This is a genomic window from Kitasatospora sp. NPDC059146 (genome assembly GCF_042786665.1).
Taxonomy (GTDB): Bacteria; Actinomycetota; Actinomycetes; order Streptomycetales; family Streptomycetaceae; genus Kitasatospora.
Genome location: NZ_JBHZCY010000198.1, coordinates 1 through 11208, shown reverse-complemented (window position 1 = coordinate 11208; position 11208 = coordinate 1). Strand labels below are relative to the sequence as shown.

The 11208-nt window shown below is 75.5% G+C and carries 6 protein-coding genes and 1 pseudogene; 4 read left to right on the top strand and 3 right to left on the bottom strand.

Going from position 1 to position 11208, the window contains the following annotated elements:
- A pseudogene (locus ACFXPX_RS41825) lies at positions 1-2276 on the bottom strand (type I polyketide synthase); the annotation flags it as partial.
- 99 nt (positions 2277-2375) lie between these two features.
- Positions 2376-5324: a type I polyketide synthase gene (locus ACFXPX_RS41820; RefSeq protein WP_380644955.1), complete on the bottom strand. Its 2949-nt coding sequence runs from the start codon at positions 5322-5324 to the stop codon at positions 2376-2378.
- 242 nt (positions 5325-5566) lie between these two features.
- On the opposite strand from ACFXPX_RS41820, the gene ACFXPX_RS41815 reads away from it, so the two are divergent.
- Complete coding sequence (locus ACFXPX_RS41815; protein ID WP_380644954.1) at positions 5567-6697, top strand: acyltransferase family protein; 1131 nt, start codon at positions 5567-5569, stop codon at positions 6695-6697.
- Complete coding sequence (locus ACFXPX_RS41810) at positions 6694-7611, top strand: NAD(P)-dependent oxidoreductase (protein ID WP_380644953.1); 918 nt, start codon at positions 6694-6696, stop codon at positions 7609-7611. The genes ACFXPX_RS41815 and ACFXPX_RS41810 overlap by 4 nt, the downstream gene beginning before the upstream one ends.
- Positions 7612-7658: 47 nt before the next feature.
- On the opposite strand, the gene hutH is transcribed toward ACFXPX_RS41810, so the two are convergent.
- Positions 7659-9323, bottom strand: a complete 1665-nt coding sequence (gene hutH / locus ACFXPX_RS41805) for a histidine ammonia-lyase (RefSeq protein WP_380644952.1) — start codon at positions 9321-9323, stop codon at positions 7659-7661.
- 398 nt (positions 9324-9721) lie between these two features.
- Here hutH and ACFXPX_RS41800 point away from each other — a divergent pair, with 398 nt between their 5' ends.
- Both ACFXPX_RS41800 and ACFXPX_RS41795 read left to right on the top strand, forming a co-directional pair.
- Positions 9722-10285, top strand: coding sequence for a papain-like cysteine protease family protein (locus ACFXPX_RS41800; RefSeq protein ID WP_380528642.1), 564 nt, complete (start codon positions 9722-9724; stop codon positions 10283-10285).
- 11 nt (positions 10286-10296) lie between these two features.
- Positions 10297-11166 carry a hypothetical protein gene (locus ACFXPX_RS41795; RefSeq protein ID WP_380644951.1) on the top strand — a complete coding sequence of 290 codons (870 nt, stop codon included), beginning with the start codon at positions 10297-10299 and terminating at the stop codon, positions 11164-11166.
- Positions 11167-11208: the final 42 nt, after the last annotated feature.

Sequence of the window (11208 nt, the reverse complement as noted above, 5' to 3'; positions counted from 1 at the left end):
GTCCGGCGGAGTGCACGGCCCGGCTGATCGCCAGGCGGCGGGTGCGGCGGCCGCGCTGTTCGGCCTCGGCGGCGACGGCGCCCACCGGGTCGGCCTCGCCGGACACCACCACCGAGGCGGGACCGTTCACGGCCGCCAACGAGACCCGGCGGCCGTGCCGGGCCAGCAGGTCGACCGCCTCGGCCTCGGAGACCTCCAGGGCGACCACCGCCGCGTCGGCGGGCAGCGCCTCGACCAGCTGGCCCCGGACGGCGAGGACGGTCGCGGCGTCCGGCAGCGACAGCACTCCGGCGACATGGGCGGCCGCGAGTTCCCCGGCCGAGTGCCTCGTCGGGCCGTACCCCGAAGGACTCCAGCAGCCGGAACAGCGCCACCTCGAAGGCGAACACCGCCGCCTGCGCGTAGCCGAAGCGCTCCAGCTCTCCCCCGCCGGCCAGGACGGCGGCGAGCGGCACGGGCAGGTGCGGGTCCAGTGCGGCGCCGACCTCGTCGAAGGCCGTCGCGAAGGCCGGGAACGCCCGGTACAGCTCCCGCCCCTGCTCCGGCCGCTGGGACCCGTGGCCGGGGAAGAGGAAGGCGAGCCGGCCGGGCCGTACGGGCGCCCCGGACGTCACGGACGCCACCGACGTCACGGGTGCTTCGTCGGCGAGTGCCCGCAGACGGCTCGTCAGCTCGTCCCGGTCGGCGCCCACCACGGCCGCCCGGTGCTTGAGCGCGGGCCGCCCGGCCAGGGCCTCGGCGACGGCGCGGGGCGGGGTGTCGGGGTGCCGCTCCAGGTGCGCCAGCAACCGGACGGCCTGGGCGCGCAGCGCGGTGGGCGTGGCGGCGGAGAGCAGCCAGGGCACGGCGGGGAGTCCGTCGGGGTCCGGCTCGGGGTCCTCCTCCGGTGCCTGTTCCAGCACCAGGTGGGCGTTGGTCCCGCTCACCCCGAAGGCCGAGACGCCGGCCCGGCGCGGGCCGTCGGTCCGCGGCCAGGGGCGCTGCTCGGTGAGCAGCTCGACCCCGGCCGCCCGCCAGTCGACCAGCGGCGTCGGCGCGTCCACGTGGAGCGTGGCGGGCAGCACGCCGTGGCGCAGCGCCTGCACCGTCTTGATCACCCCGCCGATCCCGGCGGCGGCCGTGGCGTGCCCGAGGTTGGACTTGACCGAGCCGAGCAGCAGCGCTCGCCTGGCCGGGCGGTCCGCGCCGTAGACGGCTTGCAGGGCCTGCGCCTCGATCGGGTCGCCGAGCCGGGTGCCGGTGCCGTGGCCCTCGACGGCGTCGACCTCGGCCGGGGTGAGTCCGGCGTCGGCCAGGGCGCGGCGGATCACCCGCTCCTGGGCGGCGCCGTTGGGCGCGGTCAGCCCGTTGGAGGCGCCGTCCTGGTTGACGGCCGAGCCGCGCAGCACGGCAAACACCCGGTGCCCGTGCCGGCGGGCGTCGGCGAGCCGCTCCAGCAGGACCAGCCCGGCGCCCTCGGCCCAGCCGGTGCCGTCCGCCGCCGCGGCGAAGGACTTGCAGCGGCCGTCCGGCGCCAGGCCGCGCTGGCGGGCGAAGTCGACGAAGCCGAGCGGCGAGGCCAGCACCGTCACGCCGCCCGCCAGGGCGAGCGAGGACTCGCCGCAGCGCAGCGAGCGGGCGGCCAGGTGCAGCGCCACCAGGGAGGAGGAACAGGCGGTGTCGACGGTGACGGCTGGGCCCTCGAAGCCGAAGGTGTACGCGATCCTGCCGGAGACCACGCTGCCCAGCCGCCCGGTCAGCAGGTAGCCCTCGTACTCGGCCGGGGTGTCCGGGCCGAGGTAGGACTGTTCGGTGGCGCCGGCGAACACCCCGACGTCGGTGCCGCGCAGCGCCGTCGGGTCGATGCCCGCGTGCTCGAACAGCTCCCAGGCGGTCTCCAGCAGCAGCCGCTGCTGCGGGTCCATCGCGGTGGCCTCGCGCGGGGAGATGCCGAAGAACCCGGCGTCGAAGCGGGTGGCGGTGTCCAGGAAGCCGCCCTCGCGGGCGTAGCTGGTGCCGGGCGTCTCGGGGTCGGGGTCGTAGAGGGCGTCGAGGTCCCAGCCCCGGTCGGCGGGGAAGGGGGTGATGGCGTCCCGGCCGTCCAGCACCAGCCGCCAGAGGTCCTCGGGCGAGCCGACGCCCCCGGGGAACCGGCAGGCCATGCCGACGATCGCGATCGGCCCGTCGTGGGACGACTCCTCCTGGGACGACTCCAGTTCGGCGATCCGGCGCCGGGCGTCGCGCAGGTCGGCGGTGACCCACCGCAGGTAGTCGACGAGCTTCTCCTCGTCCGGCATGCTGGGCTTCCTCTCTCGGCGGGCGTGCTGCCGGGCGGGCGATCAGGTACGGGCGAGCCGCGGTCAGGTACGGGCATGCGGTCAGGTACGGGCGTGCGGTCAGGTGCGGGCGCGGCCGAGCTCGTGGTCGATGAGGTCGAACAGCTCGTCCTTGGTGGCGGTTTCGAGCCGTCCGAAGCGGCCGAGGAGTGCCCGCAGGCGTTCGGTGACCGCGAGCAGCTCCGGGCCGCCGGCCGGCAGTCGCCCCAGCACCGCTTCCAGCCGGTCGACTTCGGCGAGCGCGTCCGGGCCGTCGGCGGCGTCCGGACCGTCGGCGGCGGACAGCCGGTCGAGCAGGAGGTCGGCGACGGCGTCCGGGGTGGGGTGGTTGAACAGCACGGTGACCGGCAGCTCGATCCCGGCGAGGGCGGCCAGCCGGTTGCGCAGCTGGACGGCGGTGAGCGAGTCGAAGCCGAACTCCCGGAAGGGGCGCGACACTTCGACGATCGCCGGGTCGGCGATCCGCAGCACGGCGGCCGCCTCGGCGCGCACCGCGTCGAGCAGGTGGGCGCGCCGCTCCCCGGCGGGGAGGGCGGCCAGGCTCCGGGCGAGCGCGCCCTCGCCCGCCGACCGGGCGGAGGGCGGGGCGGGCGGGGCCTCGGCGGGCGCGGGTGCGATCGGCTCCAGCCAGTAGCGCTCGCGTTGGAACGGGTACGTCGGCAGGTCGACGTGCCGGGTGCCGGTCCCGGCGAAGAAGGCGGACCAGTCGACGGCGGCCCCCGCCGTGTGGAGCCGGGCCAGCTCCCGGACGACGACGTAGGGGGCCTCCTCGCCGGGCACGAGTTCCAGGCTCAGCACCGGCCCCTCCGACGGCGGCCTCTCCGTCGGCGACCCGTCCGACAACGGCCCGGCCGACAGCAGCCCCTCCGGCAGCGGCCCGTCCTCCGCCAGGAAGCGTTCGGCCCAGGCCTCCGGGTCCGTCCACCGCCCGGCCGGCTCCTCGCCACCGCCCGCGGCCGACCGCAGCGGCACGGTCGGCGCCGCGAAGGCCAGCGCCGCCGACTCCTGCCGGAACTCCGCGCGGGCCGCCGCACCGCCGCCCTGCCGGAGCAGCCGCTCGCGGGCCGCGAGCAGGGCCACCGCGTCCGGCACCGGGAGCACCCCGGCGAGGTGCGCGGCCACCACCGCGCCGCTGCCCCGGCCGACCAGCGCCGCCGGGCGCAACCCCCAGGCCGCGTACAGGCGGTGGAGCGCCAGCCGCGCGGCGAAGCCGCCCGAGGCGCCGGGCACGGCGACCAGTTCCTGGTACGCCTCGGCGAACACCGGGAAGGCCGCACGGAGTTGAACCACCGCCTCCGGCCCGGGCCCGTCGCCGTCCGGGCAGAGCAGGACCGGCCGGACCTCCCCCGGTACCCGGCGGACCGCGTCCGCCGCGACCGTTCCCGCCAACTCCGCCAGTCGCTCGACGAGTTCGGCGGCCGTACCGCCGACCACCGCCGCCCGGTACGGCAGCGCCGCCCGGGTGGTGGCCAGCGCCCGGGCGACGTCCCGGAAGTCCGGGGCCGTCCCCGGGCCGCCGACCAGCGCCAGCAGATCGCGCGCCCGCTCCGCCAAGGCCCGGGCCGAGCGGGCCGAGAGCACCCACGGCACCACCGGCAGGACCACCGGTGCCTCCCCCGCCTCCTCGGGCGGCGCCTCCTCCAGGATCACGTGCGCGTTCGTCCCGCCGAGCCCGAAGGAGGAGACTGCCGCCCGGCGCGGCCGCTCGCCCCGGGGCCAGTCGCGGGCCTCGGTGAGCAGGGCGACCGCGCCCGACTCCCAGTCCACGTGCGGCGAGGGCTGTTCGGCGTGCAGGGTGGCGGGCATCCGGCCGCGCCGCAGCGCCTCCACCGTCTTGATCACCCCGCCCACCCCGGCGGCGGCCTGGGCGTGGCCAAGGTTGGACTTGAGCGAGCCCAGCCACAGCGGCCGCTCGGCGGAGCGCTGCCCGTAGGTGCGCAGCAGCGCCCGGGCCTCGATCGGGTCGCCGAGCGCCGTCCCGGTGCCGTGGGCCTCGACGGCGTCGACGTCCTCCGTGGTGAGCCGGGCGTCGGCGAGGGCGGCGCGGATCACCCGTTCCTGGGCGGGGCCGTTGGGCGCGGTCAGCCCGTTGGAGGCACCGTCCTGGTTGACGGCCGAGCCGCGCACCACGGCGAGCACCCGCCGGCCGTCCCGGCGCGCCTCGGACAGCCGGGCGAGCACCAGCAGTCCGGCGCCCTCGCCCCAGCCGACCCCGTCGGCGGCCGCCGAGAAGGCCTTGCACCGGCCGTCCGGGGCGAGGGCGCGCTGGCGCGAGAAGCCGAGGAAGGCCGCGGGGGTGGACATCACCGTCACGCCGCCCGCCAGGGCGAGGTCGCACTCGCCGCGGCGCAGCGCCGCGCAGGCCAGGTGGAGGGCGACCAGGGAGGAGGAGCAGGCGGTGTCGACGCTGACGGCGGGGCCCTCCAGGCCGAAGGCGTAGGCGAGTCGGCCGGAGAGGACGCCGGGGGCGCTGCCGCTGAACAGGTAGCCCTCGAAGTCCTCCCGGGGCAGCTGCGGCCGGCTGCCGTAGTCGTTGTACATCACCCCGGCGTACACCCCGGTGCGGCTGCCGCGGAGGGCCTCGGGCGGGATTCCGGCGCGTTCGCAGGCCTCCCAGGCGATTTCCAGCAGGATGCGCTGCTGGGGGTCGGTGCCGAGGGCTTCCCGGGGGGACATGCCGAAGAATTCGGCGTCGAACCGATCGGCGTCGTACAGGAATCCGCCCTGTTCGACGTAGCTGGTGCCGACGGCGTCGGGGTCGGGGTGGAACAGGGAATCGAGCGGCCAGCCCCTGTTCGACGGGAATCCGGCGACCGCGTCGACCCGGTCGGCGACCAACTGCCAGAGCTTTTCCGGGGAATCGGCGCCGCCGGGGTAGCGGCAGGCCGCGCCGAGGACCGCGATCGGCTCCGACTGCCGTTCCTCCAGGGCGCGCAGGCGTTCCCGGGTGTCGACGGCGTCGGCGACCACGCGCTTCAAGTACTGGCGCAGGGTGTCATTGTCGGCCACGTGGGTCTCCGGTCCTGGGCGGGCGGGCAGGGCGGCGCGACGTCGGACGATCGCGCACGCACCCTAGCCGGGCATCCGATCTCTATCAGATCTGACCCACCGTCAACATTGCGAGCAGGAAAGTATGCAGAGCATGCAATCGGCCCGGTATTTCCGACGATTCGTCAAAAGCCAACCACATCGTCGAGTTCGGATACGATCACCGGGCTTCCCCCACCCGCTCCGAGACCTCGGGAACGCTCTTGGCACTCGGCAGGTCGTCCCGGCTGCCCTCGCTCACCGGTCTGCGTTTCGTCGCGGCCGCGGCCGTCGTCGCCCAGCACGCCAGCCTGATCTGGACCCACGGGCACGGCGAGAGCGCCACCCTGCTCCGCCTCGGGTTCGCCGCGGTGACGTTCTTCTTCCTGCTCAGCGGCTTCCTGCTGGCCTGGGCCTGGCGGCCCGGGCAGCCCGTCCCGGTGTTCTGGCGCCGCCGGGTGGCCCGGATCCTGCCCACCCACCTGGTGACCCTGCTGCTCGGAGTGCTGCTGCTGGCCGCCGCCGGGCGGGCCGTACCGCTGTGGGCCTGGCTGCCGAACGCGCTGCTCGTCCAGACCTGGTCACCCGGCTTCGACCTGCTGGACCCCGGGGTGAACGGGGTGTCCTGGTCGCTCTGCTGCGACCTGCTCTTCTACCTGCTGTTCCCGGTCATCGCCCGGCGGGCGGCCGCGATCCGCTCCGCACACCTCTGGGCCTGGGCGGCGGCGGCCGTCGCGGCCGCCGTGCTGATCCCGGTGCTGCTCACGGCGGCGCGGCCCGGAAGCGACGGGCCCTCCTTCGGACTCGGCGTGACGCTCCGCCAGATCTGGCTCTGCTACACCTTCCCCCCGGCGCGGCTGCCGGAGTTCCTGTTCGGCGTGGTGCTGGCCCGGCTGGTCCGGGAGGGCCGGCTCGACGGCGTCCGGACCTGGCACGGCGCCGCCGCGTTCGCCCTGCTCTACCCGCTCGACCAGCTCTCCCCGCTGCTGTTCGGCGTCGCCGCGATCACCGTCCTGCCGCTGGGCGCGCTGATCGTGGGCGCCGCCAACGCCGACCGGCTGGGCCGGCCGTCCCGGCTCGCCCACCCCGTGGCCGAGCGCCTGGGCGCCCTCTCGCTGACGCTGTACCTGTCGCACTACCTGGTGATCGAGTACGGCGACGCGCTGCTCGACCCGTACGGCACCGCCGACGGGCTCCGGCCGCTGCTGTACACGGCCGCCCTGGTGGCCGGATCACTGGCGGCGGCCTGGCTGCTGCACGCCCTCGTCGAGGAGCCGATGGTCCGCGCGCTGAACGAGCCCCGCCGCCGCACCGCACCCGTCACCCTGCCGGACCGCCCGAAGGAGACCTCGTGACGACCGACCGCCGCCCTGCCCCTGCCGCCGCTACCGCCCCCGCCCCCGCCCCCGTCGCCGTGCTCGGCCTCGGCCTGATGGGCACGGCGCTCGCCGACGCCTTCCTGGCCGCCGGGCACCGCACCACCGTCTGGAACCGCACCGCCGCCCGTGCCGAGGGCCCGGCCGCCCGGGGCGCCCACCGCGCCGCGACGCCCGCGGAAGCGGCGGCCGCCGCGCCGCTGGTCGTGCTCTGCCTCGGCGACCACCACGCCGTCGGCGAGGTCCTCGACGCCGCCGGGGACGCCCTGGCCGGCCGGGTCCTGGTCGACGTCACCTCCGGCACCTCCGCGGACGCCGCCGCCGTCGCCGAGGCGGCGGCCCGGTACGGCGCCCGGAGCCTCGACGGCGCCCTGCTGGCCACCCCCGACGCCATCGGAGCCGCCGGGACCGTGGTGCTCTACAGCGGCCCCGAGGCGGCCTTCCGTGCCCACGAGGCGACCCTGACCGCGCTCGGCGGCTGCCCCACCTACCTCGGCGACGGCCCCGGGCTCGCCTCGCTGCACGACGTCGCCCTGCTGGCCGTGCTGTGGTCCGGACTCAACGGCTTCCTCCACGCGGCGGCGCTGCTGCGCACCGCCGGGATCGGCGCGACGGACTTCGCGCCGACCGCCGAGCTGCTGTTCGACGGCATCGGCGCCTTCCTGGCCCGCTACGCCCGGCAGGTCGACGAGGGCGACTACCCGGCCGAGGACTCGGCGCTGCGCACCCACCTGGCGGCCGCCCGCCACCTGCTGGCCGAGAGCGAGCGGCGCGGCCTCAACCCGGCCCTGCCCCGGCAGCTGACGGCCGTGATGGAGGCGGTGACCACGCGCGGACACGCCGACGACAGCTACGCCGCCGTCGTGGAGCATTTCGCCAAGCCCACCGAGTAGGCCGCCGCGTGCGGGCCCGGGCGTCCGGGCCCGCACGCGGCCGGTCCTCAGGCCCCGGCCGCCGCCTCCCGCAGCCGTCCGGCGCCGATCAGTTCCGCCACCAGGGCGATGTCCCGCTCCATCCCGCGGTCCCGGTCCAGCACCGGCGACACGGCGCGCACCACCGCGTGCACGGCCGCGGTCGGGCCGCTGAGCCGCTCGGGGCCGCGCAGGTCGGCGGCCTGGCAGAGCGCCAGCAGGTGGATCGCGGCCACCTCGCGCACCAGCTCGACGACCGTCCGGGCGTCCCGGGCGGCGATGGTGCCCATGCTGACCTTGTCCTGGTTGTGGGCCTCGGTGGAGCGGGAGAACGAGGTCGCGGGCATGGTCAGCTTGAGCGCCTCGGCGACCAGCGAGGAGGCCGCCAGCTGCAGGGACTTGAAGCCGTGGTGCAGACCCGCCTCCCAACTGTCGTCCGGGAAGCGCGGGATGAGGTTGGCGGTGAGTCCGTTGTTGTACTTCTCGTCCACCACCAGCTGCAGCTGCCGTTCCAGCAGGTCGCCCACGCTGGCGACGGCGGTCTTGAGCGAGTCCATCGCCTGGCCGATGTGCCCGCCGTAGAAGTTGCCGCCGTTGACGACCACGCCCGCGTCGGCGTCGAACAGCGGGTTGTCGTTGGAGGAGTTGATCTCCACGTGGGTCCAGTCGGCGGCGAACGCGAGGGTGTCCCGCAGCACGCCGTTGACGTGCGGGGCGCAGCGGATCGAGTACCGGTCCTGGACGGCCTCGGCGAGCCGCCGGTAGCCCGTCCCGTCGGGCATCGGGTCGGCCGGGCCGCCCTCCTGGTCGCCCTCGTACGGGCCGTCGCCGAGCCGGCCGAGCAGCCGGCGCACCGTCCGGGCGGAGTCGGCGGTGCCCGGGTGCGGCTTGTGGTCGAAGACGAACGGGTCGAAGTGGCGCGGGTTGCCGTTCAGGACCTGGGAGGCGAGCGCCGTGCACAGGTCGGCGGCGAAGGCCAGTTCGGTCGCGTCGCGCAGGGCCAGGACGGCGAAGCCGGCCATGAAGGAGGTGCCGTTGACCAGCGCCAGCCCCTCCTTGGAGGCCAGCACCACCGGCTCCAGGCCCTCCTCGGCGAGGGCCTCGGCGGCGGGCCTGGCCTCGCCCCGGTGCAGCACCGTGCCGTGGCCGGTGAGCATCGCCCCGAGGTAGCTGAGCGGGACGAGGTCGCCGCTGGCGCCCACCGAGCCGCGCTCCGGCACCACCGGCAGGATGTCCTGCTCCAGGCAGTCCAGCAGGAGTTGGACGACCTCCGGGCGGATGCCGGAGTTGCCGCGCGCCAGGCAGTTCGCCCGGGCGATCACCGTCGCCCGCACCACCTCGGGTGAAGCCGCCGGTCCCAGGCCGCAGTTGAAGCCGCGGATCAGGTTGGCCTGGAGCGCCTCGACCTTGCGCGGCGAGATCTGCCGGGTGTTGCTGTCGCCGAAGCCGGAGGTGACGCCGTACACCCGCTGCCCGGAGTCGACGATCGCGTTCTTGAGGTCCACCGACCGCTTCATCCGGTGCACCGCGCCGTCCGACAGCGCCACCCGCCACGCCTTCGGGCGACGGGCGGCCGCGGCGGTCTCCTTGACGGTGAGCGAGCGGCCGTCGAGCAGCAGGTCCGCTCTGGGGGCACGGGACGTGGCCGGACGGTCCTGGACCCACTGCGAACGCTGCGTGCTGTCGGACGACAACTCAACTCTCCTGTCTGCGGGCGACCCGGGGCACCCGCCACGGCCGAGGGGGCGGAACGGGGTGGGCCGGGGGTGGAACGGGGGTACGAGGGCGGGTCCGCGCGGCTGCGGCCGACCGGAACCTCGACTCCCCCCTGTTGACCTCCTATCACCCTACGTCACCACGATCGGCCCGCCGTACCACGACGTGTCCCCTTCCGGGGGAAGCCGCCGCCGCTCACACGGTGCGCAGATGGATCCGCCGAGGGGCCGGGCAGCCGCCGCACCGACTTCCGGTGCCGCGACGGACGCCCGTCCGCAACACTCCTTCGCATACACTCCGTGATTGCACCGTTCCGTGCTGTCATGGCTCTGCAAATCCCCCACACCCATCGCGCCCCGCGCGGGAAGGCAGACCCATGGGCAGACCCAGATTCACGACCGCGGCGACGACCGTCCTCCTGACGGCTTCGGCACTGCTCGCCACCGCGGGCGGCCAGGCCCACGCCGAGGCCGGCCAGGACACCATCACCATGCTCAAGCAGGAGAAGTCCCAGTGGTGCTGGGTCGCCTCCGGCCTGACCATCGCCAAGTTCCATGGCTACGGCACCACCCAGGCCGACTTCTGCACCCGGGCCCAGCCCTACTACGGCTGCAACAACCAACCGGCCACGCTCGACGACATGGCCAAGGGCTGGAAGAGCCTCGGCATGACCAACCTCGGCACGGGCCTGAACAGCGCGGCCACCTTCAACCAGGTCTACACCGACGTCAAGGCGGCCCGGCCGGTCGCCGCCCGGATCGGCTGGACCTCCGGCGGCGGCCACATGAACGTGGTCTACGGCTTCGACACCTCGAAGAACACCGTCGCGGTCGCCGACCCGTGGCCGGACACCGCCACCTACACCTGGTGGAACTACGCCGACTACGTCAGCAACAGCTCGTTCAAATGGACCCATTCCCGGATCGGCATCTCCAGGTGAGGCGGACGGCCATGCACAGCACCACGACACCCGCCGGGCCGGCGAGCACCCGCCGCATCCGCCTGGCCGCCCTGCTGGCGGCCGGCGCCTGCGCGCTGCTGCCGCTCGCCGGGCCCGTCCACGCGGCCCCGGCCAAGGACCCGCTCCCGGCGGACATCCCGGACTACACGGCCGCCCTGGAACTGGTGAAGTCCGCCGACGTCCGCGACGCCGTCTGCCGCTTCCTCAGCGCCCCACTGCCCCAGAAGGACGCGCCCCCGGCGGCACAGACGATCCCGGACCAGGCCGAGCCGTGCGCGGGCCTGCCGGCCTTCACCGTCGACAACCCCCTGGCCCTGAACGAGCTCACCCCCGGGTTCGTCGCCGGGACGGCCCTGCCGCTCGCCTCCCAGGCGATCCGGCTGAGCTACCTGGTCTCCGCCCTGAACACCACGGTCAACGGGCGCAACGCCACCGTCCTGCTCGCCCCCACCGAGGGCGGGGGCTGGCACCTGGCCGGCGTGCGCGACGGCAACAGCGACGCCGCGTACGCCGGAAGGGCCACGCCCGGGACGCTGGTGTTCAGCGAGCCGCAGATCCGCGGCTGGTACCAACTGCGGCTCAGCACGGTGGAGCCGCTCAACGACCAGGCGCGGCAGGGGCTGGACGACCGGCCCTCGGCCTCGCTGAGCGAGTACCAGAAGCTGGTCAAGGCCCGCTACGCCGACAAGCTGCCCGGCTCGGAGTACGCCGCCGCCGGGATGTCCAGCGGTTACGGCACCGCGGCGCGGACGGCGGCGGCCCCGTCCGTCGCGCCCGTCGTGATCGGCGGCGCGGCCGCGGCCCTGGCGCTGGCGGGCGGCGTCCTCGCCTTCCGCCGCCGTCGCAGCGGCACTCGCTGACCTGCGGGCTCCTCGCCCCGCCGGTCCGCCCCCTTCCGGGGC

Coding starts and splice junctions, on each gene's coding strand:
- ACFXPX_RS41800 (WP_380528642.1), top strand. CDS start 9,722: ATGGGCAGACCCAGATTCACGACCGCGGCGACGACCGTCCTCCTGACG.
- ACFXPX_RS41795 (WP_380644951.1), top strand. CDS start 10,297: ATGCACAGCACCACGACACCCGCCGGGCCGGCGAGCACCCGCCGCATC.